Genomic DNA, 26,095 nt, shown 5'->3' with positions numbered 1-26,095 from the left:
AAAGCCAAACTTAACAGCAATGAACCGAACGTTCAAGTTTTCAATAAATTATCCACCGCCTTATCGAACTCCATAAATTCAAATTCAAAACCGACTGCCTGCAATCGTGTTGGCAGCACCCATCGGCTTTTAAGAACCAACTCCGCTTCCGTTTGCTTCAACCAAGTGCCTAATTTCAACATCCACAGCGTACTCGGCAAACCAAAACGTCGATTCATTTGCCGTCTTAAAATCGACATCATGTCATTGTTCGATAATGGTACTGGAGCGGAAAGATTAAATATGCCGCTACACGCGGGATTCTTTATTAAAAAATGAACCGCATTGACAAAATCCTGTTCATGTATCCAACTGACCATTTGCGCGCCACTTCCCATTTTGCCTCCAAGTCCTATCTGAACAAGGTTTTTAAATTCTGGAAAAACACCGCCATCTTTGCCCAATACCAAGGCTGACCGAATGATGATTTTTCGTGTTTTGAGCAAATTAAAACCATTAAATGTGTGTTCCCATAATTTACAGACCTCTACCGAAAATCCCTCTCCTATCTCACCATCAAATTCATCCATTGGGCGGTCTGGGGCGTGTCGATAAATGGTTGCTGACGAAGAGTTAATCCAAATTTTTGGAGGATTTTTGCATTGTTGGATGGCCTCTCCCAATACGAGTGTGGATAATTGACGGGAGTTAAAAATATCAAGTCGATTTTGAGCATTATAACGGCAGTTGACACTTTTACCCGTTAGGTTAATAAGCGCTTCTGTATTTTCCAACTCTTCAGTCCAATTTCCCAATTTTTTAGCATTCCACTGTATATATCTGACTCCCTCAAAGGACTTCAGGGCTTGTCTTGTCAGAACAACACATTCATATCCTAATGACATAAAATATTGAACGAGTACATTTCCTAAATACCCTGTTCCGCCAGCAATTACAATCTTTTTCATACTCCGTAGCGTGATTGAGTGGCCAAATGAATTCCTAAACCAGTAATGATATTTGAAATGAAGCCCATAATGGGAATAATTATCCAAAGAAGATACTCGAACTTAATTTGATTATCAATTACCGCTTTTCCGAATAATAATATCCCTATCCAGAACAATGCAGCCAGTAAATTAGCAACTGACCAAAACCCAAAGCGCCATTTCATAAATACTTTAACAAGCAAAAACTCATTTAATGTCTGTATTCCATAATAGATAACGAAAAAGATAACAACAAAAAGAGTGTAGTCTTCAGAAATTGTCAAATGGTCAAGCAGCATCACTAATACTAACCCTGTTAAGACAAAAATCACAAAATTCCAGAGCCAAATTTTAGGATTTTCTTTCCATTTGTTATGGTCTAACGCCCACCACTGAGCTATGACTAAAAATAGAGGGAACGGTACCGTCATCATTAGCCAACTTGCATAGTAAGCAGCAATAGGCAGCAACGCCCACATCCAAAACCATTTTTGGCGAAAGGCAGACGTCACTTCCAATGAACGCTCTGGAAAATTCATGACACGATTCATATTATTGCAAATTTAGAAATTTCAGAAATTATTGAAATTAAATTTTCAAAAAATAACACAAATTAATGTGCGATAAAAAAACTCATTTTAGCGAAGAAGCTTTATCAAGCTTCCTAATATAAGGCTTTCTTCTGCTTTCATGGCAGCATCTAGCGTTCCGTCGGCAAGATTTACAACTCTGCTTATACTCTCAATCGTTGAATGAAATGTTTCGGATTCACGATTCCCAAAGCGAACTGGCACATTTTTTAGTTCATCCAATAACTTTACTACAGGCTCCAACTCACGTTTTCTGCGTTCTTTAGCTACCTGTTTCGCTACCTTCCAAGCATCTTTTTCGGCATAAAAGTATTCCTTACGCTCGCCTGAACGTAATTCTTTAAAAACCAACCCCCAATCCATTAGGTCTCGCAGGTTCATACTAACGTTCCCTCTTGAAATCTGAAGTTGTTCCATAAGGTCTTCGGTTGTCAGCGAATCGGGAGAAATCATCAATAGCGCATGAATCTGAGCCATTGTGCGATTAATTCCCCATTGGGTTGCCAATGTTCCCCACGCCTGAATAAAACGGCCTTTTGCTTCTACTAATTCCATAGCCAAAAGTATATTTATTTTTTATAGTTTCAAAATAAATTGAAACATATTTTAATAATAATTCTTTCCAATCCAAAAGAATCTTTATTCCAACACCACACAACTGTAAGGCTCCAACGAAAGTATTCCTATTTTCAAAAATTTTGTTTCGGAGTGAGTACTGAAAATAAACTGAGCTGGCAGATTAGCGGCCGAGAATTTCACGCTTTTGGCCGAAAGATTGTGAATCACCCAAACCGCTTGGCCATTGGACTTTCGGATGAAAGCAACCAAGCGTGGGTCTTCATTGGGGAGCGGCTCGATCTCTCCATGAATATCAGCCAACGCAGGCTGTGATTTTCGTAATTGAATCAACCGTTTATAATGGTTGTATAATGAATTTGAGTCGTTGATTTGCCCAACCAGCGGGACGACAGTATTACTTTTGTTGTATTTGGGCTGCATCCACCGAGCGCGGTGACGGTCTTTCTCACGATAATCCCATAAAAACGGTTCTCGGATATACTCATCGGGCTTTTTACCCAACATTCCCAGCTCTTCACCATAGTACAAATAAGGTTGACCGGGCAGCGTCAGTAGTAAATTCGCCGCTACTTTGAGGCGGTTGAGATTGCCGCCCATCACACTTCCGATGCGCACTTGGTCATGGTTGGTGAGCATGATGGCGTCGATAAATTGCGGGCTGGTTTGAAAAAAAACGGCCCGGGTACCCGCCAAAGTGGCCACCAACTGCACCGTATCACGTTCTTTGGCGACTATTTTTTGAATGGCTAAACTCAAATCGAAGTTAAAATTGGCCGTCAACCCTTTGAAGTACGGGGCGATGTTTTCGGCGGCGGTCCAGACTTCCCCCACCAAATACACATCAGGATTTGCCTTTTGCATTTCTGTCCGAAATTCTACCCAAAAATCGTAGTTTTTGTGTTCCTCCCATTCGGGATAAATATGCCGGGCGGCATCCAAACGAAAGCCGTCTACGCCCATATTGAGCCAATAACGGCCTATTTCGTAAATTGCCTGACGCACAGGCGGATGGTCGCAATTCAGGTCGGGCATTCCTTTCCAGAAAAGTCCGTAGTACTTTTCGGTATTTTGCCGCCATTTATGCCACGGGTTCCGATCCCAGGTATCGGGCGTCACCTCGCGGGTGGCAATACCCAGTCGCTCAATATCCTCGGGACTTTTCCAAGTGTAAAATTGCCGATAGGGACTCTCTTTTCCCTTCACCGACTCCTGAAACCACGGATGATTGGCACTCGTATGATTGATCACCAAATCCATAATAATCCTGATTCCCCGAGCGTGGGCCTCAGAAAGCAGGCGCTTGAAATCTTCTAACGTGCCGTAATCTGGATCAATGGCATAATAATCAACGACATCGTATTTATGATAGCTAGGCGAAAGCAAAATGGGAGAAAGCCAGAGGGCTTCGACCCCCAGATCCTGTAAATAGTCTAATTTTGAGGTGATACCGTTGAGGTCACCGATGTTGTCGCCGTTTGAATCACAAAACGAGCGAACGAAGATTTCGTAGCAGATGCGTGGGTGTGCCAATGTTTTAGAATATTTTAATCGCTACTAATTCTTCTTCGCCAGAATCTTCTGCATATACTTTCCTAGTATATCAAATTCCAGATTGACCACATCGCCCGCCTGAAGCTGATGAAAATTGGTATGATTGTAGGTATACGGAATGATGGTTACTCGAAAACCATCGTCCTGCGAATTGAAGACCGTCAAACTCACGCCATTGATACATATTGAGCCTTTCTCTACGGTGATATTGCCTACCGACGCATCGTATTTAAAATCATACAGCCAGCTCCCGCCGACCTCTTCTATATACGTACAGATGCCCGTTTGGTCTACGTGCCCCTGTACAATATGGCCGTCGAAACGCCCGTTGGCGGGCATACAACGTTCGATGTTGACTTTTGTACCCACTTTCCAATAACCGAGATTGGTTTTTTTAAGGGTTTCGTCCACCGCTGTTACGGTGTAAGTATCTTGCTCAAGGCTCGTTACGGTCAGACACACCCCGTTATGGCTTACACTCTGGTCGATTTTGAGCTCAGAGGCCAAGTGAGAATGAAGCTTAAAAGTGATATTTGTCCCCTCAAAGATAATTTCAACTACTTCGGCGGTCGTCTCTACAATTCCTGTAAACATTATTCTGGATTTTTAGATTTTGGACGACAAACGTCGGAGAAAGCGCTTTTTTTTCTAACGTCTGTCGTCGGCTATCTTATTTCAAGATTCCTAATAAGTACCGGCCATAACCGCTTTTCAGAAGCGGTTGGGCAATTTCTCGCAATTGTTCGGCATCAATAAAGCCCATTCGGTACGCTACTTCTTCAATACAACCGATTTTCAGTCCCTGACGTTCTTCAATCACTTCCACAAATTGCCCCGCCTGCATGAGAGAAGCAAACGTGCCTGTATCGAGCCACGCGGTTCCGCGCGTGAGTACGCCTACTTTCAATTTCCCACGCTCAAGATATACCCGGTTGATGTCCGTAATTTCTAATTCTCCACGGGGGCTTGGTTTAATATTTTTAGCAATGTCAACAACCTCATTATCATAAAAATACAACCCAGGTACGGCATAGTTTGACTTGGGATGTTCAGGTTTTTCTTCAATAGAAACTACGTTAAAATCCTGATCAAATTCAACGACGCCATAGCGTTCTGGATCCTGTACTTGGTACGCATAAACTACCCCGCCGTCGGGGTCGTTGTTGGCCTGTAGCAATTTGCTGAGGCCGCTTCCATAAAATATATTATCGCCCAACACCAGCGCTACTTTGTCTTTTCCTATAAAATCGGCTCCGATAATAAATGCCTGCGCCAATCCATCAGGGCTAGGTTGTTCGGCATAACTAAAGGCGCACCCGATACGGCTGCCATCACCAAGCAATTTCTGAAAATGCGGCAAATCGTGCGGGGTTGAAATAATAAGAATTTCCCGAATACCCGCCAACATCAGGATTGACAATGGATAATAAATCATCGGCTTATCGTAAACCGGCATCAATTGTTTACTTACGGCCAGCGTAAGAGGGTGCAAACGAGTGCCGGAACCTCCGGCAAGAATAATTCCTTTCATGATGATTTGATTCAAACTATGTTGAGTGAGTGAAATAATACTTTCAAAACAAATTTAGCGCCATAAAAATAGAGAATCTCATCGGGAAAGCCATAGTTTACCCCAAAAGCCCTTCGTCCTAAGTTACTTAAAATTATTTTAGGGCAGGATATGCACAAAAAAAGCCTGACACCGAAGCATCAGGCTTTCACGCTGGAAACCTTTATAAACTACATTGCTTTTTTAGTCATTGAGCGAAATAGAACCTGAACTAGCGCGCATGGTCACCAACGTACCACCGCCATTGAGTTTGCCATTGACACGGTCTTTTTCCATAATACCGTTGAAATTATTTAAGGTGCCAACGTTGACCCGGTTGGCACGCAAATCCAAATCAAGTCCTTTGTTCATTGGCATCTGCACATGAATTCCCCCCGCTGAAGTTGAAAGGTCGAGGTATTTGCCCAAAGAAACGATTTCGGCATTGATGCCGCCTGCGCTGGTGGAGGCTTTGAGTGCGGCGGCTACACCAGTCAAGCGAATGGAGCCGCCTGAAGTAACTGCCGTCAATTCGCCTTTAATGTCTCCACCTTTGATGCTACCACCACTGGTGGTGGCCCGCACATTACCACTTAAGCCATCCAATTGAATACTGCCGCCAGAGGTTACCAATTTGATGTCGCCATTGCAGCCTTCGGCTTTGATGCTACCGCCACTGGTGGCAAGGTCTAATTGCTCTTGTGAATTAGTTAAATGAATACTCCCGCCAGAGGTACGTCCTTTAACATTGCCGCTCAATTGCTCCAAATGTAAACTACCTCCACTCGTAGCAAAGTTTTGATTTCCCGACAGTTTGGCTAGTTTGATACTACCGCCGCTGGTAGCCAAATCGGTGGTGGTTTTTTCAGGAACTGTAATTTTAAACGAAATACTCAGGCCTTGTTTCCAATCCCATTTGTCGTTTTCGCTTTTACGTTTTGATTTGCAAATAAGGGTCTCTCCGTCCAACGCTACGGTCAATTCATAGTCTTTGAGGCGCTCGGTGATTTCTTCTTTGCTCAATTGTGAGCTGCCATTCCAATTATTACCCCGAACGTATATTTCCACTTTGGCATCGCCGCTTTGGCCCGCTACGTTGATACTCCCACCCGAAGTACGCACATTAAGTGCTTTGACAGAACCCGCATTGAATGTTTTGGTGAAATAGGGTTTTTCGTCGTCTTTATGGGCAAAAATGAGCGTGGCAACGAAAAGGAAAGATAAAAGGAGGCTGTATGTTTTCATGATCTGTAAATGTTTAGGGCGAATTATGATTTTCCGCGGTGTTTTTTACAAGAGATGAAAAACAAAAAAGAAACGTTGCACGGCGCCAAAAATATTTATCAAAAAATCAGTGCATCAAATAATAAACCCCGATTCCTGCCAAATACCCCAAGAGCGCATAACCCGAAATGCGCTTAAGATACCAAAGAAAATCAATTTTCAGAATACTCATAGAAGCCACCCCTGCCGCCGAACCAATAATGAGGATACTCCCCCCCGTACCCGCGCAGTACGCCAATAAATTCCAAAAATCGGCATCAGGTGGAAACTCAGTCAATGGATACATTCCCATTGCAGCCGCCACTAGTGGAACGTTGTCGACAATCGCTGACAGAAGTCCGATTAACGTGTTGATAATGTAAATGTTGCCAAAGGTCTGATTAAGAAAAGTCGCCATTAATCGCAAATGCCCCGATGTATCTAAAGCGCCAACGGCCAGCAAAATTCCTAAAAAAAACAAAATACTGGGCGTGTCAATCCGGTGCAACATCGCCGCCACCGAAAAGCCCTGTTTGATTTCAAGTGCTTTGCCCCGGTGCAACAATTCGGTAAAATACCACAAAAGACCCACGGCCAGCAAAATCCCCATGTAAGGTGGATAGTGCGTAAAAGCCTTAAATACTGGCACCGATAGAAGGGCAGCCCCTCCCAACACAAACATTATATTTTGCTCCAAAGGGGTTGTTTGCGCATGTTCTTTCGACTCCTTTACGGGTATTTTGGGTAACGCCCTACCACCGCGCAAAAAATACGTGGCCGCCAAAAGCGGGACCAACAGACTCACAAACGACGAAATAAACAACGATTGCATAATCTCAACCGTCGTCACTTGTCCTCCAATCCAGAGCATAATGGTGGTCACATCCCCGATGGGTGACCACGCCCCCCCAGCATTGGCGGCTATGACTACAAAGCCGCCAAACAGCCAAATATTTTCTTTTTCTTTAATAATTCGCCGCAATAGAGCACACATGATGATGGCCGTCGTCATGTTGTCCAGAACTGCCGATAAGAAGAATGAAATCAATGAGATAACCCACAACAGCTTTATCCGGTTGGTTGTCGTAATACGGTCTGTAATGGCACGAAACCCTTCGTGAACATCTACTAACTCGACAATTGTCATGGCTCCTAACAAAAAGAACAAAATCCCAGCGATTTCGCCTAAATGTTCGAAAAGCGCCTCATCAAGCACTTTATGAACGTCGGGTTGGGAGGATATACCTTCAAAAGCGGGCATATTTTCGAAGCCAAACAATAAGATTATCCAACAAAAAACCCCCGTTAATAACGCGGAGGCGGCTTTGTCGATTTTCAACGGATGCTCAAAGGCAATCAGCACGTATCCTAAAATGAATACGGCAGCGAGTAGAATAGCCATCATTGACTAAGATTAACAGATAAAAAAGGGTTAGGGGAATAATTAAGCATTTGTAATATATCCTTCCAAAAATTGGATATGATCGACCTGTTCTTTCATGATCGAATTTACAATGTCTCCAATACTTAATACGCCTATGACTCGCTCCTCTTCCATCACGGGCAAGTGACGAAATTTCTTTTCGCTAAACAATTTCATACATTCCCGGATATCCATTTCGGGGGTAACGGTAAACACCTTTGAGGTCATCACTTCAGAGATAGGTGTACTCTTTGCTTTTCGTCCCTGCACGATTCCTTTTCGGGCATAATCACGCTCTGAAAATATCCCTACCAATTTTTCTCCATCAAGCACAACAACGGCGCCTATGTTTTTTTCTGCCATTAAAAAGAGCGCTTCAATCACGGTAGTATCTGGCGAAACACTCCAAATATAAGATTGAGACTTATCGGCGAGTAACTTTTTTACAGATTTCATAAACTTTTCATTTTTAATGGGTTATCAATTTTTATCTCTAAACGAATTTACAAAACCAATGACTTATATCCAAACCTGATCACCGAAAAATATCATTTATCCTTAAGTAATTTTAACGCATTCAATCACCTTTAGTAAAAACATAAAATACCTTTTCAAAATGCGTATCCGCTACTATTCCCGAACGATTAATGGTTACTTTATAGCTAGGCTGGCGAGAATAAACATACGACGAACATGCCTATAGATTCACATTCATAAAAGCATTGTGGCCTTTGTCACACAGTGATGATGAGGATATTAATCCCGAATAAACTTCTGTACGTTTAAAATTATCCAAATTTGTTTTCAGTTGTTTAACATTCGGGAATTCATCTCAAAATCCGTTCTTTTGGTAGCATTCTTTCGGCTTAAAATGGGTTTTCCTGTATCTTTGGTTAACCAAATTTTTAACCCATGCGAAAATTATCCTTCATCAACTCATTGCCTGTATTTGTCTGCATCCTGCTCCAAGGGCTATACGCAGCCAAAGCTCAGGCTCCCTCACCTCAAAACTACCACGCCAACGACCGGTTTGAACAACTCGGAACGGGGCTGCCTACGCCCAACACCTATCGTACCGCCTCGGGAGCGCCTGGAAAAGACTATTGGCAACAACGCGCCGATTATGACATCAAAGTAGAATTGGACGAGGCCAACAACAAAATCATTGGCACCGAAACCATCACGTATTTTAACCAATCGCCCGACGCGCTGCCGTACGTATGGATTCAATTAGACCAAAACCTTTTTGCCAAAAACTCTCCCGGCCCCATCTCCCGCACGGGCGATTTGGGCACTCAAACCAGCATGACGAGTTTGGCGACCATTTCCGACATGAACTATTCAAATGCGGATTATGGCTACAACATCACTTCGGTAAGGGATGCCAAAACTGGTAAGCCCCTCAAATACACCATCAACCAAACCATGATGCGCATTGACCTGCCGCAACCCGTGCAGTCTAAGCAATCGTATTCATTTGCGATGGACTGGAATTATCGAATTGTGGAATTTTCCAAAGGTGGGCGTCGTACGGGCTTTGAAGCATTCAAAGATGGCAACAACGTGTACGAAATTGCCCAGTTTTATCCTCGCCTGTGTGTGTACGATGACGTAACAGGCTGGCAGCACAAACAATATTATAGCCAAGGAGAATTTGCCCTGTCGTTCGGGAACTTCAAATTAGCCATTACCGTGCCCGACGACCACGTATTGGGCGCTACTGGCGAGCTTCAAAACGCCGCCCAAGTACTGACGCCAAACCAATTGAGAAAATTTGAGCAAGCTAAGTCTTCCGACAAAGTAGTCGTGATTGCATCGCAGGAAGAGCGGGAGAAAGCCGAAAAAGGCAAGCCAACGGGCAAAAAAACTTGGATATTCAAAGCCGATAACGTACGCGATGTGGCCTTTGCCACTTCCCGTAAATACATCTGGGACGGTAAAATGCAGGAAGTAGCGGGCAAAAAAGTGCTTTGCATGTCGTTTTATCCCAAAGAAGGAAATCCACTTTGGGGCAAATATTCAACCGAAGTCATTGCTCATACCATCAAAACCTATTCGAAATTTTCGGTAGATTACCCCTACCCCGTCGCCATTTCTTGCCACGGCCCCGTGGGCGGTATGGAATACCCAATGATTTCGTTCAACGGCGGCCGCCCCGAAGCCGACGGAACCTATTCAGAAGCGACCAAATACGGCATGATTGGCGTAATTATCCACGAAGTGGGCCACAACTTCTTCCCGATGATTGTCAACAACGACGAGCGCCAATGGATGTGGATGGACGAAGGGCTGAACACGTTTGTGCAATACCTGACCGAGAAAGAATGGGATAGAGATTATCCTACACGCCGTGGTGAGCCGCAAGCCATCGTCGATTATATGAAGCAAGACCCCAAGAATTTGGTACCCATCATGACCATGTCCGACAACCTCATCAATGCGGGTGCGAGCGCCTATGCCAAGCCCGCTACAGCGTTGAATATTTTGCGCGAAACCGTCATGGGACGAGAATTATTTGATTATGCTTTTAAAGAATACAGCCGCCGTTGGGCGTTCAAATCACCTACCCCTGCCGATTTCTTCCGAACCATGGAAGATGCTTCTGGGGTTGATTTGGACTGGTTCTGGAAAGGTTGGTTTTACGGCGTTGAACCAGTCAATCAGGATTTGGTGGAAGTAGAATGGTTTGCATTGGATACCCAAAACCCCGAAATCACCAAAGCAGAAGCCAAAAAACAGGCCGATGCTAAACGCAACACCGTGGCCCGCCAGCGCGATAAAGACTATATCAAAGAGTCAGTAGTTGATAAGAACCCTGACATGAAGGATTTCTACAATACCTACGACCCCTACAAAGTCACCGAAAACGATAAGAAGAAATATGAAACCTATCTGGCAAGCTTAACGCCCGACGAGCGTAAATTGGTGGAATCAGGGTTGAATTTTTACACGCTAAAAGTAAAAAACAAAGGCGGTCTGCCCATGCCCGTAATCGTGAAGATGCAATACGAAGACGGCACCGATTCGCTGGTACGCTTCCCAGCTGAGATTTGGCGCTTGAATGACCAACAGATTTCAAAGGTCATCACCTCCAAGAAAAAAGTGGTACAGTGGACCTTAGACCCGTATCGCGAAATTGCCGATATTGACGAAGAAGACAACAGTTTCCCTCGCCAACCTACCGCACCTACGCGCTTCCAACTGTTTAAGAACCCGGCAAGCGGTCGCCGAGGCGGCGGAGGCACGAACCCGATGCAAGAGGCACAGCAAAGTCAGCAACCGAAAGCCGGTCAGCAGGGCGGGGCTAAAAATTAATACTGTAAGGGCGGATTGATTTCCGCCCTTTTTTTGTGTTCTAAGCGCTGCTTCAAGCTTTTATTAGGAAACACTTTTTGAAATGGAATGAGGTATTTTTTTACGTTCGATTTCCACGCCCAAAATACCAGTTTCCTAAAATGTTTAGGGTATTTGCAAAATCCTCTTTTGTCAGGGAAAGGCACGATTGACACAACTTATGGAAAAAGTTCTTTATTGTGTGCTTGGTGCATTTAGCGAATTATTATATTTCCTAAGCGGCTCTAAGTATTCTTTTCTAAAGGATGCATACCAGTGGGTATGATACTGCTTTATACCTTCATTGAATCTTTCCAGTATGGTCCGCTGATTTTCAGTCAATAATTGAATAGCGATTTCTGCAAAATCTGACGCAGAATCATTATTTCGTATAGGTGATGCTTGTGCAAATCCATTTGAAAGTAGTTGGAGATTTGAATTTATCAAATCAGATCCATGTACAGTAGATGAGAATGGACGATACATAAACTCATAAAAATCCTTTCTCTTAAGATTCTCTGCTAATTCAATACAGGATTTTGGCCCGCCGAATAAAGAATACCATTCAGGATTTTTATTCTTTTTACCGTTATCATTCTTCTGTGTAGAAGTTTTCAAATATTCAATTTGATAGATTTTGTAGTCCTTGCTGTTTATCAGATTAACTAATCTATTAACATCATTTTGTGCACTAGGATGGCTAAAATCATTTGCGCTAATGTCCGTATATGACTTATTCTTCAACTGATTGAAATAGTCTTTTTGTTCCTGACTATTTTCAACCATACGTTTAAGCTGTTTTATCATTTTATTGTGATGGCAAACCATATAGCAGAACCCTCTAGTTTCCGGGTCTTTCAATAGATATTCAATCTGAAGAGAAGTTTCCAGAATTGAACGAAGCATTGCTTTGCATGGATCGACTGATGAAGACCTCAAAAGGATTGATATAGCATCCCCCATTTCTAAAATATGCCTATATAACATAATCAATGGGGTTTTTTCAACAGATGCACCGCCTCTATCAGCTTCCCATTTTATGAAATGGGTTCCGATATTTATTACTTGCTCAATGGCATCAGCTAAAAAATTAAGTAATTCAGATTCGTCAGTTCCAGTCCTACGAATTAATACAGTTTCTAATGGTTCTACTTTCATGATATTTATCAAATAATGATTTATATGCACAAAGGGAAATATAATGTGCGCAATCTTTTTGCGTAGTAAAAACTATTTTAATATTTAATTTCCCGTCACAATTTCTAAAGCAAAAAAATAGGGAAGCAACAACTCATTGCTTCCCTTATAATTTACTGTAAAAACAGTATTAATTTAATGTACGAGCTGTGGAAAATCTACATAATCGTTGATGAACGCTGAAAGGTCTTTTTTGAGGCATATTACCTTATCACCGTTTTGTGTGTATTTGAAACTAAACACAATGGTCTTGCCTGTCAATGAGCCGACTTCGCCATCTTCATACATCTGATTGAGCACATCTTGCTTGATAATCACAGGTTTTGACCAAATATCGTCGTCAAGGCGGACGATAAATACATAATGTCCAACAACAGGGCCAATATTCGCAAGATTGAACTCTGATGCGCTAAATTGTGCGGTATAGCCCTTTTTCGTTGCTTTCCCCCTTGAGGTTTTTACTTGGACTTTCCTCAACGTTCCTTCATCGTCCTTGACGACAAAGATGTCATCACCAATATCGACTTCCGGTATGGCGACGTTCCAGCCTTTCATCAGGAACTCAGCCATCATATGTAAATGACCCGCTTTGCCTAAAAATTGATTAAATTTCTTAGTCACGGTTATTTGTTCGGATAGATCACCTTTTTTGTTTGTGTATCAATGAACTGGATATTTTGGTTTTGAACTTGCTCATAGTCCATTCCTAAGAGAGCCGGAAGGATATGCTTTTGTAGATTGCCGAAGTAAGCTTCAAAGTTGCTTTTTACGTCATAACTCACAAAGATACTATTCACAGGCATAGCGCCCGGTACAGTCCTTTTTATCAGATCGCGTAGAGACGGTAGAATACTAAATGTATATCCGTCCATAGTTTTGTTTACGTTTACTTTGATTGTTTCCATGTTAAACAATGGGTTTAATCTATGATGCAATTTACGAAAATTAAGGTAAAAGGTGATAGTTTTTCCGGTATGCACGGTTTATATATTGAATTGTGTCAATCACAGCTTTACCCGGTACATAAATGGCTGTATTGACCTTAACAAATACCAACGATAAAAGATTATTTTTACCGAACCTTGCTTCATCCTTTAGAAATGCCCTCCAAAATCGCTTACCGTTTTTACCCTTCATTGCTCAATACCTACTCACGGTTTTTGCAGGGAAAACTCAGCGAGCAGGAGCTGTTGGACCGTATCAATCGCGTACCGATTCCGTCCACGGAAGCTCAGATACGCGGCGTATCGTTTGAAGATGCCGTTCTAAAAGGAATCGGTGAAGACCAGTTTGATTTCAACATTCTCCAAACTGTTCGCCTACGGCTACCCAAACCCATTGTCAAAACGCAGGTATATTGCCAATACCAAATCGGCGATGCGCTGATATATGGGTTTGTAGATGTATTGGGACGCAAAGAGGCTGTTGACCTCAAAACCACGGCCCACTACGAGCCCGACCGTTTTCTGCAAGACCACCAACATTTTTATCTGCCAGCCCTATACAATTGGGGCATTCGTCAAATACGCTATTTAATCACTGATTTTGAGCAAGTTTACGAAGAAATATACGACGCAGACAGCGATTTTTCGGGGCAGTTGGAAGAAGTTTATTCGTTTAAAATGTTCTTAGATGAACATCGAGAATTGATTACCAATGCAAAAATCTTCCCTAAAAAGCCTTAATTTGTCCTCTCAAAGGCCGCATTACCTTTAAATTCATTCAATTGAGATGAAAACATTCTGTACATTCTGCATTGGAATGGCGTATGCGGTAGCCATTTTTGCACAAAATAAACCTTCCAAAGACACGATTACCCGAGCGGTTCCTATGAAACTCTGGCAAAAAGAAACGACTTCTATCTCCGAAAAAATTGAGAAATTCACCGTTGGGCGCGACCGTGAAATGGATTTATATCTGGCCCCTTATGATGTATTGGGCAATATCGCCCACGCCAAAATGCTCGAAAGCGTAGGTTTGCTAAAAAAAGACGAACTGACCGCGCTGGAAGCCGAATTGAAGAATATTTATCAGGAAATTCGGCAAGGGAAATTCGAAATTGAAGACGGCGTGGAAGACGTCCACTCGCAGGTAGAACTGATGCTGACCCGTAAGCTCGGGGATGTAGGTAAAAAAATCCACAGCGGACGCTCACGCAACGATCAAGTGTTGGTCGATATGAAACTGTTCACCCGGAGTCGTTTGGAAGAAGTGGCAGTGGCCTCCCGAAAACTGTTTGACTTACTCGTTAAACGTTCCAACCAACACAAAAATGATTTACTGCCTGGCTATACGCACTTACAAATCGCGATGCCGTCGTCGTTTGGATTGTGGTTTGGAGCCTACGGCGAAGCCTTGGTCGACGATATGGCCATGATTCAAACGGCGTATAAACTTTCCAATAAAAACCCTTTGGGCTCAGGCGCGGGCTACGGCTCTTCTTTTCCGCTGAACCGCACCATGACCACAGAATTGTTGGGTTTTGAAGCGTTGCATTACAACGTCGTGTACGCCCAAATGTCACGCGGGAAGACCGAACAAACAGCGTTGACGGCCATTGCCGCCCTTTCTTCCACTATTTCACGCATGGCAATGGATGTTTGTTTGTACAACAGCCAAAATTTTGCGTTCGTCACTTTACCCGACGACCTCACGACGGGAAGTAGCATCATGCCGCACAAAAAAAACCCCGACGTGGCAGAACTTTTGCGTGCTAAAACCAATCGGTTGAAAGCCCTCCCGACCGAAATCACGATGGTAATGAGCAATTTACCGTCGGGCTATCACCGCGATATGCAATTGCTAAAAGAACTGCTGATGCCCGCATTTGATGAAATACTAGATTGTCTGGACATTGCTCACTTTATGCTTGAACACCTTGAGGTAAAACCCGATTTATTGGTTGATAAAAAATACGATTTACTCTTCAGCGTGGAGCGCGTCAATGAACTGGTGGTGCAGGGAGTACCATTCCGCGATGCGTACCGCCTAGTAGGGAAAGAAATCAACGAAGGCACTTACCAGGCCTCACGCGCCCTCAATCACACACACGAGGGCAGTATCGGCAATCTTTGCAACGACCAAATCACGGAGTTGATGAATGCCGAAATGGCGCGATTTAAGTTTGAGAAGGTACATACAGCGGTTGAAAATTTATTGAAATAGAAAATCATCCCGATGAATCAACCACAGAGGCACAGAGAAAAACTCAGTGCCTCTGTGGTTAACTATTTTTTAAAACCCTAATAGTTTAAACAATAACTCAATTCCGATACCGCTGGTCAGCATACGTTCTTTGCGATTATTGGCTAATTTTTGCGACCAATCTACCAACCCACCATCGGCGATATCGAATTCTTTCTGGCCAATGGTTACAAAAACTTTGAACTGAATAACCTGATAATAAGGTTGTTCTACCTCTTCTACCTCAAAGGTAACATCCTTCATTTCAGTCATAATGGTATCACACAAAGGTAAAAAATCAGGATTCTGTTTACGTGTAGACTTCAATACGACCTTTACTGATTCAATACCTGAAAAGCTTTTTAGGTAATCAGTCGTAAAACGGATATGCTCTATCAAATGTCGTTTTTCAAAAAGTAAATTCCCTTTGTCTTTCCCCGCCGTTAGAAGGCAGAAAATCTTAAAATGAGGGAGAAAAGGAGGTGGCATGTAAGGCGTGCGGAGGTGTCGGTGCACCGTGCAAAGCTGAATATCGGTTGACTCAAATTGTATTTTTTTCCGACGGCTTACGGCTTCCAGCGCAAGCAAGTTTGTGGCATCAGCTACGACTTCCGTACTTCTTAAAGCCGATAAAATTTTGTTCTGATTGACCGTTGCTACCGCAGCGCATGACCCAAGCGGACTCACAGGAGACAGTTCGAGGGGGGTAAATCCAAAAGCCTGAGCTTTTTGCAGAAGATGCAACTCAAAAGTTAAAAAGGAGATGAAATCAACATCAGAGGGTTTGACAAATCGGTTGTCAGCATAACTTCTGAGCAAATCGCCCGCAGTCATTCGCTCAGTTTTTCGGCGCATTACTTCCATCAACAACGAATTGAGGTCTGAAGAAGGCAACGCCGTAAGCAAGTGCAGCAAATCAGCCGTATCTGTCTCTTTATGAATCCGTTCAATGATTTTTTTGCTCATTATTCATCCGATTATTCTTCTTGCTCCTCTTCCACGCCCATGGTTTTCAGCAATTCCCACACAATATCGCTTTCAAAACCCCGACTCAGGGCAAAACGAACCAATTTTTGCTTCACGGCCAAAGGTTCTCCTTTTAAGCCCTTCGCTTTTTTTTCCAGCAAATCTCGCAGTACCACCTCATAATCATCGCCGTCTATTTCGCTTAAACCCTTTTGAATCAAATCATTCGATAAGCCTTTTAGCTTCATCTCCTGCCTGATTTTGAGGCGCCCCCATCGCTTTACCCGAAACTTACCTCCCGCAAACGCTCGCGCAAAACGCTCCTCATTTAGGTAATTTTGCGCTTTCAGCTCCTCCAACACCCACGCAGTTTCTTCCTCTGAAAGCTCCCAATCGTTTAAACGCTGTCGGGTTTCTTTCACGGTTCGTTCCTGATAAGCACAAAAGGAAGCCGCTTTTAATAACGCGAATTTTTGACGGTCAGTCATTTATGGATTTTTTCAACAAAAATAAGCATATAACATTTACAACATACCCCGTATATTGCAGAAGTTTTGCTGCAAAAAAGTACGTTTCGGCGTTTCGACCTTTAACCCCTGATATACAATGCTTCCCAACAACTTCCGCTGGCGGATAGTGCTGTTGCTTTTTTTGGTTACTACCATCAACTACATTGATCGCAACGTACTCTCCTTTGCGATGCTTGATGATACGTTCAGAAAAGAAATGCTTGGGGTGCCGCTTACTTATACGCTCACCCAAGCCGACCTCAATGCGTTCAAAATCCAGTACGGTTGGGTAGATACCGCCTTTAAAGTCGCCTACGCCGTTGGTTTTATGATGATTGGGTGGCTTATCGACCGAGTAGGCACCAAACGTGGATTAGCGGTGGCGATTGGGCTTTGGAGCATGGCGGGTATTGCCAATGCCTTCGTGAGTTCGTTTCGGGGATTAGTGGCTACGCGGTTTGTTTTGGGAATCGGAGAAGCTGGCAACTTTCCTTCAAGCATTAAGTCGATTGCCGAATGGTTTCCCAAAAAAGAGCGCTCCTTTGCCACCGGAATTTTTAACGCAGGAGCCAATGTCGGAATCATCATTACCGCCGCCGTCATTCCTTGGATGACCCTTCACTATGGCTGGCGAATTTCATTCATGACTACAGGGGTATTGGGTCTGGGTGTTCTAGTAGCATGGTGGATGACTTACCAGCGCCCCGAACAACACCCCAAAGTGTCTCCTGTTGAGCTACGGTATATTCAGCAAGACCATCAACAGGAAGTAATTCAGGGACGCCTGACGTGGTGGCGGCTGTTGCGTTATCGTCAAACTTGGGCGCTGATTGTGGGAAAATTCATGGCTGACCCCATCTGGTGGTTTTATCTGACATGGTTACCCGATTTTTTCAACTCTAGCGAATCTCTTGACCAAACCCTTGACCTTCAGAATATTGGTCTACCATTTATGGTCATTTACATTATTTCGGACGGCGGCAGCGTGTTTTTTGGCTGGCTTTCATCACAATTTATGAAAATAGGCTGGGAACTCAACCGCGCCCGCAAGACAACAATGCTGATTTGTGCGCTTTGCGTTGTCCCCATTTTCTTTGCCGCCCAAACCCAAAATATTTACATCGCGGTAGTGCTCATCGCCATTGCCGCAGCCGGACACCTGGGGTGGTCAGCCAATGTGTACACCTTTGCCTCCGATTTATTCCCCAAAAGTGCCGTTGCGATGGTGACAGGTATCGGCGGATTTGCGGGGGCCGTAGGCGGGGCCGTTCTGGCCGCAATAGCTGGCCCTATACGCGTTCAGTTTGGTTATTTACCCTTGTTTTTGATTGCTGGGTCTAGTTATTTGTTGGCACTTTTTATCATCAACCTACTCGTTCCTAAAATGAAACCCGTGGAAATGTGAAAAATAAACTTTTAGCATTTTAACACAATTTCTTTCTGAAAACGTTATAGCTTTGCATTAAAATCAAGTTCTTACTTTTCATTACAATAATTCCAATCCTTGGCATGAAACGATTCACCAAAATGTTATTAGCCGCGGGCTTTTTTTGTGCCGGCACGACCATCGCAAACGCACAAACCCAAATTCCCGCTGATATTGAGGCATTACTAAGCAAGAATACTTGTTTAGCCTGTCACCGTGTTGATCAGCGATTGGTTGGTCCAGGCTACAAGGAAGTAATGGCTAAGAAAAAATACAAACCCGAGCAAATCGTAGAACTAATCTATGCTCCAAAACCTGCCAACTGGCCTGGTTATCCTCCAATGGCTGCCCTTGCAAACGTACCTAAAGACGAGGCGCTTAAAATTGCCAAATGGATTGTGACGCTTGCTCCAAAAAAGAAATAACCAGTCTTTTTTATTTTCTCCATTGTAAAGCCGACGCAAAACGTCGGCTTTTTTGTAGCTTTAAGGTCAATTTATGGTTTAGTTTTCGCTTCATTAAAGTAAATAATCCCAAAACAGATAGTAACTTTTTGATTTAATGCCATGATTTCATCTGTTTTAAAAAGAATCACTCTTATTATTTTGTTTCTGACCGCTGGCATCTGCCTTCAGGCGCAAAAAAACGAAAAGGCCGATACCGCAACCGTAAAAGCTCCTTTTGACCAGTCAAGTATTGTACAACGCCTGCCTTCGGCAGAGCGTCTCGATGATTTGCGTAACGACCGGGAGTATCGTTATCACAACGACGCTCCGCCCCCAGAAAACCCGCTGGCCAAATTTTGGTACTGGCTAATGCGCAAATTGTCGGCATTTTTTCAAAGTAGTTCCTACGAAAATTTCTGGCAATATGTCATTTTAGCCACCATCGGCGGTTTCGCCCTTTGGCTTCTTTACAAATCGGAGTTTTTGGGCGGTATCTTTGGCCGTAAAGCCCAAGACGATCCACTCTCTTATAACCGCATAACCGAGAACATTCATGAACTGGATTTTAATAAACTCATTGACGAAGCCGTTGAAAATCACAATTACCGTTTGGCCATAAGGCTGTATTACTTGAGAACACTCAAACAGCTGACTGACAAGCAATTGATTCATTGGCAACCTACCAAAACCAACCGTATTTATGTAGACGAATTAGGGAACCTTCGTCTAAAAACTGATTTTGAGCGACTGACTTCTCAATTTGAGTACGTTTGGTACGGCGATTTTACGGTCTCAGAAGCCGAATTTGGAGATATAAAAGAAGCCTTTTCTAGTTTCTCGGGCAAAATCTAAAACATTGACGACGCAACGACTGATATTCTTTTGAAAAATTTACGAAGCAAATATTTTTGGTTTTTAACGCTGACCATCCTCGGTTATGGGCTGTTTGAATACTACCGCCCCAAACCGATTGACTGGACGCCGTCTTATTCCGACAAGGATAAAATTCCGTTTGGTACCAAAGCACTGGTTGAATTATTGCCCGATGTCTTTGGCAACCAAGAAGTAAAGTCATTGCGTTTACCAATCTATAATCACCTGACTGAAAGCAAACTGCCTGCTAAAAGCAACTATATTTTTGTCTGTCAAAATTTTGATATTGATAAAAACGACCGCGTTCAACTCCTCAATTATGTAAAAAAAGGGAACAACGTTTTTATTTCTGCTTACGACTTTTCGGATACATTGCTCAAAATCCTCGACGTACGGGCCACACTAAAAGCGCCTTCGCTCCGCGATACGGCATTGGTCATGAACTTTGTCAATCCAACCTTCAGAAAACCCAAAGGCTACGTTTTTCCACAGGATGACGGTCGGAATTATTTTCTAGTAAAAAAATCTAAAAATGTAACGGTTTTGGCCCAAAATGCACGGAATGAACCCATATTTTTGAAGGTAGCCTACGGAAAAGGTCATTTTTATCTGCATAATTTACCTTTGGCTTTGACCAATTACTACGCGTTGGATTCTGCTACGTCAGACTTTGCTTTTAAGAGCCTTTCGTATTTACCCGTGCAACCCACGTACTGGGATGAATACCTGAAGCAGGGTCGATTTGGTGAAAATGAGCAGTCCATTTTTCGATTTGTGATGACGCAGCCACCGCTAAAATGGGCCTATTACATGGTTCTTTTCGGGCTGTTTATGTTTGCCATTTTTGCGGCAAAACGCACCCAGCGCATCATTCCAGTGATGGAGGTGCCTAAAAACACCTCCCTCGAATTTGTGCAAACCATCGGAAAAATGTATTTCCAACAGGCTGACCACGCCAACATTGCTCAAAAGAAAATTCAACACTTGTTGCTTTATATTCGGGAGCGCTTTGGGCTGCGCACCAATGAATTGGACGAAGAATTCAAAGAAGCCTTATCGCAAAAAACAGGCTTTGCACGCTTAGAAATTGATTTATTATTTGGCGAAATAGCCCATGCGGAGCGCAGCGGCCGCCTTACAGAATACGCCTTACTGAGCTTAAACCGAAGAATTGACGATTTTTATCAAAAAACCAGATAACATCTACCCTCTCATTCATGAATTTCGAATCACGCATTGACCTTCAAGACCTTAACGACGCCATTTCGGCCATAAAAACCGAAATCGGTAAAATCATTGTTGGCCAACACCATACCATAGAACTACTCCTAACCGCCATTTTGGCCGACGGGCACGTCTTGGTAGAGGGAGTACCTGGGGTAGCCAAAACCCTCACGGCGAAGCTATTGGCAAAAACCATCAACACTGATTTCAGTCGAATTCAGTTCACCCCCGATTTAATGCCATCGGATGTTTTGGGGACGTCGATATTCAACCCTAAGCTCGCCAATTTTGAGTTTATGAAAGGACCGATTTTTTCTAACATCATTCTGGTCGACGAAATCAACCGGGCCCCGGCCAAAACGCAATCGGCCCTATTTGAAGTCATGGAAGAACGACAAGCCACCATCGACGGCAGTACCTACCCAATGAGTACACCGTTTATTGTGATTGCCACCCAAAATCCCGTTGAACACGAAGGAACGTATCGCTTGCCAGAAGCCCAGCTAGACCGTTTCTTGTTTAAAATAGTCGTGGGCTACCCCACCGCCGAGCAAGAAGTAGAAGTGTTGCGCGGACATCATCAACGGAAAAGCATGGCCGAAGCCATTGGAGAAATTACGGCCATTTTACAACCTCAGCAATTAACGGAATTACGGGCTAAAACGCACTTAGTTCACGTAGAAGATAAATTGTTGGAATATATTGCCCAAATTGTTCTGCAAACACGCAACAATAAATCCTTGTTTTTGGGGGCATCACCACGGGCTTCGGTGGCATTATTGAACAGTTCCAAAGCATTGGCCGCGATTAGAGGACGTGATTTTGTGACGCCCGAAGACATTCAGGCACTTGCTCCCGCCGTGCTTCGTCACCGCATTATTTTGATGCCCGAGCGCGAAATGGAAGGCGCCACTCCCGACGATGCCGTAGCACAATTATTGCAAAAAGTAGAAGTACCGCGTTAGTCCATTGCCCATATAATACCAATCGCCTGCTTTCCGAATTAAACATTCAGGAAGGCAGGCGATTGGTATTTTTTTCTTATAAACTCGCTAGAGTACTTTTTTAACCATTTCCTCAGCCTTAGCTAAATCAGCTTTGATTTTCTCAATATTGGTTTTTGATTCTTTTTGTACCTCCAGCATTTGTTCAGCCGTCAAATCTGGCGCTGGCTTGTGCTCATGCTCCTCTCCGTCGTGGTGCTCGTGAGGCAATCCTGGTACCTCTACCACGCTTTCTTCCCAAGCGGCAAATGAACCAGCTACCGCATCCAACGCCGCTACGGTGGAATCTAGACTTGCAATAGCCGCCGCATCGGTCAGCGTTTTTTTCTTTTCACTTAACACTATCTTCAACGAATCTATTCCTTCTATTTGTTGATGAATAGACTCTTCAATTTCCATAGCTTCCAGATGGACTTTGCCCGCTTCTTCCATTTTGGGGTCTTTTTTGTCACCGCAAGCAGAAAATAAATACGCACCGAAAAGCATACCGCCAACGGTAAGTAAAGAATAAAGGTGTTTTGTCATGGTAAAAAGTAGCGTTGGTTAGTCAATCATTGAAACTTGGTATCCCTGCTTTCGGAGAGTCGCCAAAATGGCTTCATCGGACGTTTTTCCTGCATAATAACGCACCGAAACCACCTCGTCATTCAGCTTGATTTGCGAAGGTACGACACCTTCTACGGATTGAAGCGTATTATTTAACTTTTCTACCGATTTCAGCGGCGTTTTAAGTTCAAATTGAGCAACCCTTGTTGAGCGAATTCTTTCAAACTGCGCTTGCGCCAACTGGCCTTCTTCGGCCTGAAAATACCGATGAGGAATCAGATTCAACACCACCGTAAGGCCTACCGCAGCCCAAAACACTCTTTTTTCAAACAAACCAGCCTGGTGAGAAGGGCGTAAGTATAAATCATAAAAAGACCACACCAATGCCGCTAATTGCAACGCAATCAACGGAGTACGATACTCTGCCAACCAGCCGATAGATGCCCCGTTAAACAAAACGACCACCAACGGTACCCAGCAGCACAACAGGTGTACAAGCCCTGTTAAACCCACATTTAATGTTATCGAAATAATTCTTGCCATGACTATTTGCAACTATATTGCAAAAGTACGAACAAAAAACCATCATTAAAAAGTTTAGCGTAACTGCTTTTTTTAATAAAAATAATTTTCACCGTCAACAATCAGATTTTATGCAAAGGATTGCCATGCTTGGTTCGGGCTTTATCGGACGTTTTTATGCAGAGTCTATCCACGGTCAGCGCGGCCGTGACCGCGTGGTGGCCATTTATGCGCGCCGCGAAGAAAGTGCCAAAAAATTTGCCGATGATTACGGCTGTACGTTTTGGTCGACCGACATGGAAGAAGTAATCGCGCACCCCGACGTGACAATGATTTGCGTAGCGCTGCCCAACAACCTCCACGAAGCCGCCGTCATGCTTTGCGTAAAACATAAAAAGGCGGTGGTCAGCACCAAACCTTTGGGAAGAAACGGCGCAGAAGCCCTCCGGATGATGCAGGCCATTGAAGGCGCAGGCATATTTGGCGGGTACCTGGAAGATTTATGTTACACCCCCAAATTTCTGAAATCCAAGCAGATGGTAGACAACGGTGCACTGGGGCGGATTCTCTGGGCCAAGTCAAGAGAAACCCACCCTGGCCCCCACAGCAACTGGTTTTGGGACAAAGAACAGGCGGGCGGTGGCTGTATCCTTGATTTGGGCTGCCATTGTATCGAAATTGCTCGCAATTTTATCGGCAAAGATATTAAGCCCGTAGAAGTGATGTGCTGGGCCGCCACGCAAGTAAAACCCATCGAGGCCGAAGACCACGCCATTGCGTTGGTCAAATACGAAAACGGAGCCATTGGTCAATTTGAAGTAAGCTGGACGTTTCGCGGCGGCATGGACCTGCGCGACGAGGTCATGGGAACGGAGGGCACTATATGGATGAATAATTTTCTTCGTACGGGCTTTGAAGTATTTACGACGGGCAAAGGCGGCGACTACGTGGCCGAGAAAGCCGAAAGCAATACGGGTTGGCTTTTTCCGGTAGGCGATGAGGTCAACGAACTTGGCTACAACCACATGTTTACCGATATGTTTCGGTCGGTCGAAGAAGGTACCGAGCCTTCCGAAACATTTTACGATGGCTACGTGGTCAACGCCATCATTGATGCCGCCTACAAATCGGCCAAAACCAAACTTTGGGAGCCTGTCGATTTGCCCGTTTGGCGCGGACAGGAAGGACTGTCGCCCGTTTCAACGCTGATTGAATACGATGCTGATTATTATTTAATTAAGGAAGAAGTAACCCACGACGGCCGTCACAAAGTAATTTTGAAAGATAAAAAGACCAACGAAATCATCGAGCGTGACCTATAGGGGCATTTCGTCTGCCCGTGTAGGAAAATAAAAACGGGGAGCTCTTGGCAGAGTTCCCCGTACCGTTCTTGGGTAAAGAAAAATCAAATTTTCTTCACTTTAGTAGCGTTCAAGCCTTTTTTACCATCAACGATTTCGTACTCTACTCGGTCTTTTTCACGGATAACTACCCCGCCTAAGCCCGTTACGTGTACAAAAATTTCTTTTTGAGATTCATCGTCCACAATAAAACCATACCCTCTGGCTTCATTGAAAAACTTTACTGTTCCTGTTTGCATTTTACTACAATAATTAAAATAATGAAAGAAATAATTAAACAAACAGCCGCCAATCTCCTCATTTTCAGCGGACTTACAAAGATATTGACAAAACTAATCATTGAGCAAAAGGCTTGAACGCTCAAAATTAGGCACTTGCCAAGACTTACTTTGTCTTGCGATGAGAATGAAGTTTTTAAGCAGAGCTCAAACAAATTTATAAAATAATTGTTACAAGTCAAGTTCGGAGACATCTGTTATTCAGATGCTTGACTTTACAAAATAGATTTGCTACCTTCGTTTTCAAACATAAAAAACGCGATGAATCGTTTCCGGTATTTTGTTGAGAACCACGTTTTTGGCGTTTGTACTCGCTTGGGAGAAATCTTAAATATCTCAGCAAGCAGTATTCGGCTTTATTTCATTTACGCCAGCTTTTTGACCTTTGGGTCTCCCATCATTGTCTACCTAGTGATGGCGTTCTGGATGGAGATTGGCAAGCACCTTCGTCGACACAATAATCCTACTATTTGGGAATTATAAGGTTAGCTAACTCTTTTTGAGTCATTACTAAGGCTCAATTTTACTTTTCAAAAATGCTTTTACTACTTCCAAACCGCGATGAAAATGTCGGTTATTGGGAATAATTATGTCGGCGTCAGCCTTTGAGGGTTTGATAAATTGCTCATAGGTTGGAAATACGTGATTTTCCCAACGGTACAAAACGTCCGTCAAATCGTAGCCGCGCTCCACTTGGTCGCGGATGATGCGGCGTTTGAGTTTGATGTGTTCTTTGGCGTCAATGAAGATTTTTAAATCCAACAGCTCCGCAATTTCTTTGAAGTAAAACACAAAAATCCCTTCTACCACAATGATGGGAGTGGGTCTAAAGGTAAGCATCTGCGGAATAATGGCGGGATTGTTGAAGGTATATTCCAACTGCTCCACGGTCTTGCCTTCCCGAAGGTCGATGATGTGCTCAGCGTACTTGCGGTGGTTGATAGCGGAGGGTAAGTCAAAATTATGTACCCCGTTTTCGTCAACGGGCACATCATTACGAGAACGATAATAATGGTCTTGCGAAATCAGACAGATTTCATCTTCGCCAAAAGCGCCCATCAGGCTGTTAAGAAAATAGGTCTTTCCCGATGCACTCCCGCCCGTGATTCCGACGATAAAAGGTTTTTTCATGCGGTAAAGTTAAGTGGCCCTGTTTAAATACCGAACTTCTGGCACCGAAATTGTAAAAGAACCCGCAACAAATTGTTAGTTTTGCGTTTAAATTACATTTTCTCCTGCTATGTTTTTGAAAATTTTTCGGGTTGACCTCTTTCGATGTTGCTGATACTGCGTTTCGGGAAATC

28 protein-coding genes are annotated in these 26,095 nt (G+C 43.5%); 10 read left to right on the top strand and 18 right to left on the bottom strand.

Annotated features, from left to right (window positions below; translation table 11 throughout):
• Positions 1–32: 32 nt before the first annotated feature.
• The 9 genes from DR864_RS18320 to DR864_RS18280 form a co-directional block, all read right to left on the bottom strand.
• A complete protein-coding gene (locus DR864_RS18320; protein ID WP_114068321.1) occupies positions 33–947 on the bottom strand; it encodes a TIGR01777 family oxidoreductase in 915 nt (304 codons plus the stop codon).
• A complete protein-coding gene (locus DR864_RS18315; RefSeq protein ID WP_114068320.1) occupies positions 944–1,519 on the bottom strand; it encodes a hypothetical protein in 576 nt (191 codons plus the stop codon). Before DR864_RS18315 ends, DR864_RS18320 begins: the two co-directional genes overlap by 4 nt.
• A gap of 87 nt (positions 1,520–1,606) precedes the next feature.
• Positions 1,607–2,113 carry a GbsR/MarR family transcriptional regulator gene (locus DR864_RS18310; protein WP_114068319.1) on the bottom strand — a complete coding sequence of 169 codons (507 nt, stop codon included), beginning with the start codon at positions 2,111–2,113 and terminating at the stop codon, positions 1,607–1,609.
• A gap of 84 nt (positions 2,114–2,197) precedes the next feature.
• The gene (locus tag DR864_RS18305; RefSeq protein ID WP_114068318.1) at positions 2,198–3,667 is read right to left on the bottom strand and encodes an alpha-amylase family glycosyl hydrolase; all 1,470 of its coding nucleotides are present in this window, start codon (positions 3,665–3,667) and stop codon (positions 2,198–2,200) included.
• Positions 3,668–3,691: 24 nt separating this feature from the next.
• Positions 3,692–4,282, bottom strand: a complete 591-nt coding sequence (locus DR864_RS18300) for a riboflavin synthase (protein ID WP_114068317.1) — start codon at positions 4,280–4,282, stop codon at positions 3,692–3,694.
• 76 nt (positions 4,283–4,358) lie between these two features.
• Positions 4,359–5,219, bottom strand: coding sequence for a glucose-1-phosphate thymidylyltransferase RfbA (gene rfbA / locus DR864_RS18295; RefSeq protein WP_114068316.1), 861 nt, complete (start codon positions 5,217–5,219; stop codon positions 4,359–4,361).
• Between the two features lie 222 nt (positions 5,220–5,441).
• On the bottom strand, positions 5,442–6,482 hold the full coding sequence (locus DR864_RS18290; RefSeq protein WP_114068315.1) for a DUF4097 family beta strand repeat-containing protein: 1,041 nt from the start codon (positions 6,480–6,482) through the stop codon (positions 5,442–5,444).
• 106 nt (positions 6,483–6,588) lie between these two features.
• Complete coding sequence (nhaD, locus tag DR864_RS18285; RefSeq protein WP_310587527.1) at positions 6,589–7,905, bottom strand: sodium:proton antiporter NhaD; 1,317 nt, start codon at positions 7,903–7,905, stop codon at positions 6,589–6,591.
• Between the two features lie 39 nt (positions 7,906–7,944).
• Positions 7,945–8,379, bottom strand: a complete 435-nt coding sequence (locus DR864_RS18280) for a CBS domain-containing protein (RefSeq protein ID WP_114068314.1) — start codon at positions 8,377–8,379, stop codon at positions 7,945–7,947.
• A 456-nt stretch (positions 8,380–8,835) separates the two neighbouring features.
• On the opposite strand from DR864_RS18280, the gene DR864_RS18275 reads away from it, so the two are divergent.
• A complete protein-coding gene (locus DR864_RS18275) occupies positions 8,836–11,238 on the top strand; it encodes a M1 family metallopeptidase (RefSeq protein ID WP_114068313.1) in 2,403 nt (800 codons plus the stop codon).
• A 213-nt stretch (positions 11,239–11,451) separates the two neighbouring features.
• Here the strand turns inward: DR864_RS18275 and DR864_RS18265 are convergent, their stop codons facing one another.
• From DR864_RS18265 to DR864_RS18255, 3 genes are all read right to left on the bottom strand, one after another.
• Positions 11,452–12,414 carry a DUF5677 domain-containing protein gene (locus DR864_RS18265; protein WP_114068311.1) on the bottom strand — a complete coding sequence of 321 codons (963 nt, stop codon included), beginning with the start codon at positions 12,412–12,414 and terminating at the stop codon, positions 11,452–11,454.
• Positions 12,415–12,588: 174 nt separating this feature from the next.
• A complete protein-coding gene (locus tag DR864_RS18260) occupies positions 12,589–13,074 on the bottom strand; it encodes a hypothetical protein (protein ID WP_162793938.1) in 486 nt (161 codons plus the stop codon).
• A 2-nt stretch (positions 13,075–13,076) separates the two neighbouring features.
• The gene (locus tag DR864_RS18255) at positions 13,077–13,358 is read right to left on the bottom strand and encodes a hypothetical protein (RefSeq protein WP_013927617.1); all 282 of its coding nucleotides are present in this window, start codon (positions 13,356–13,358) and stop codon (positions 13,077–13,079) included.
• A gap of 195 nt (positions 13,359–13,553) precedes the next feature.
• On the opposite strand from DR864_RS18255, the gene DR864_RS18250 reads away from it, so the two are divergent.
• Both DR864_RS18250 and argH read left to right on the top strand, forming a co-directional pair.
• A complete protein-coding gene (locus DR864_RS18250; protein ID WP_114068309.1) occupies positions 13,554–14,138 on the top strand; it encodes a hypothetical protein in 585 nt (194 codons plus the stop codon).
• Between the two features lie 145 nt (positions 14,139–14,283).
• Positions 14,284–15,618, top strand: coding sequence for an argininosuccinate lyase (argH, locus tag DR864_RS18245; protein ID WP_114070355.1), 1,335 nt, complete (start codon positions 14,284–14,286; stop codon positions 15,616–15,618).
• A gap of 69 nt (positions 15,619–15,687) precedes the next feature.
• On the opposite strand, the gene DR864_RS18240 is transcribed toward argH, so the two are convergent.
• Complete coding sequence (locus DR864_RS18240) at positions 15,688–16,602, bottom strand: hypothetical protein (protein ID WP_114068308.1); 915 nt, start codon at positions 16,600–16,602, stop codon at positions 15,688–15,690.
• A gap of 11 nt (positions 16,603–16,613) precedes the next feature.
• Entirely contained in the window at positions 16,614–17,090 is a 477-nt protein-coding gene (locus DR864_RS18235; RefSeq protein WP_114068307.1) for a regulatory protein RecX, read from the bottom strand.
• A gap of 118 nt (positions 17,091–17,208) precedes the next feature.
• Here DR864_RS18235 and DR864_RS18230 point away from each other — a divergent pair, with 118 nt between their 5' ends.
• From DR864_RS18230 to DR864_RS18210, 5 genes are all read left to right on the top strand, one after another.
• On the top strand, positions 17,209–18,516 hold the full coding sequence (locus DR864_RS18230) for an MFS transporter (protein WP_114068306.1): 1,308 nt from the start codon (positions 17,209–17,211) through the stop codon (positions 18,514–18,516).
• 104 nt (positions 18,517–18,620) lie between these two features.
• Complete coding sequence (locus DR864_RS18225; RefSeq protein WP_114068305.1) at positions 18,621–18,962, top strand: c-type cytochrome; 342 nt, start codon at positions 18,621–18,623, stop codon at positions 18,960–18,962.
• A 141-nt stretch (positions 18,963–19,103) separates the two neighbouring features.
• On the top strand, positions 19,104–19,835 hold the full coding sequence (locus DR864_RS18220) for a DUF4129 domain-containing protein (RefSeq protein ID WP_114068304.1): 732 nt from the start codon (positions 19,104–19,106) through the stop codon (positions 19,833–19,835).
• A gap of 30 nt (positions 19,836–19,865) precedes the next feature.
• Positions 19,866–21,056 carry a DUF4350 domain-containing protein gene (locus DR864_RS18215; protein WP_114068303.1) on the top strand — a complete coding sequence of 397 codons (1,191 nt, stop codon included), beginning with the start codon at positions 19,866–19,868 and terminating at the stop codon, positions 21,054–21,056.
• 17 nt (positions 21,057–21,073) lie between these two features.
• Entirely contained in the window at positions 21,074–22,045 is a 972-nt protein-coding gene (locus DR864_RS18210; protein WP_114068302.1) for an AAA family ATPase, read from the top strand.
• An 87-nt stretch (positions 22,046–22,132) separates the two neighbouring features.
• On the opposite strand, the gene DR864_RS18205 is transcribed toward DR864_RS18210, so the two are convergent.
• Both DR864_RS18205 and DR864_RS18200 read right to left on the bottom strand, forming a co-directional pair.
• On the bottom strand, positions 22,133–22,609 hold the full coding sequence (locus DR864_RS18205; RefSeq protein WP_114068301.1) for a hypothetical protein: 477 nt from the start codon (positions 22,607–22,609) through the stop codon (positions 22,133–22,135).
• A gap of 18 nt (positions 22,610–22,627) precedes the next feature.
• Entirely contained in the window at positions 22,628–23,173 is a 546-nt protein-coding gene (locus tag DR864_RS18200; protein WP_114068300.1) for a hypothetical protein, read from the bottom strand.
• Between the two features lie 110 nt (positions 23,174–23,283).
• Between DR864_RS18200 and DR864_RS18195 the strand changes: the two genes are divergently transcribed.
• On the top strand, positions 23,284–24,474 hold the full coding sequence (locus DR864_RS18195; protein WP_114070354.1) for a Gfo/Idh/MocA family protein: 1,191 nt from the start codon (positions 23,284–23,286) through the stop codon (positions 24,472–24,474).
• Positions 24,475–24,557: 83 nt separating this feature from the next.
• Here DR864_RS18195 and DR864_RS18190 read toward each other — a convergent pair whose 3' ends face one another.
• Positions 24,558–24,752, bottom strand: coding sequence for a cold-shock protein (locus DR864_RS18190; RefSeq protein ID WP_013927601.1), 195 nt, complete (start codon positions 24,750–24,752; stop codon positions 24,558–24,560).
• A 300-nt stretch (positions 24,753–25,052) separates the two neighbouring features.
• Here DR864_RS18190 and DR864_RS18185 point away from each other — a divergent pair, with 300 nt between their 5' ends.
• A complete protein-coding gene (locus DR864_RS18185; protein ID WP_114068299.1) occupies positions 25,053–25,274 on the top strand; it encodes a PspC domain-containing protein in 222 nt (73 codons plus the stop codon).
• Between the two features lie 27 nt (positions 25,275–25,301).
• Here DR864_RS18185 and udk read toward each other — a convergent pair whose 3' ends face one another.
• A complete protein-coding gene (gene udk, locus DR864_RS18180; protein ID WP_114068298.1) occupies positions 25,302–25,922 on the bottom strand; it encodes a uridine kinase in 621 nt (206 codons plus the stop codon).
• Positions 25,923–26,095: the final 173 nt, after the last annotated feature.

This window comes from Runella rosea (assembly GCF_003325355.1).
GTDB classification, from domain to species: Bacteria; Bacteroidota; Bacteroidia; order Cytophagales; family Spirosomataceae; genus Runella; species Runella rosea.
This window is presented reverse-complemented; position numbering and strand designations above follow the sequence as displayed.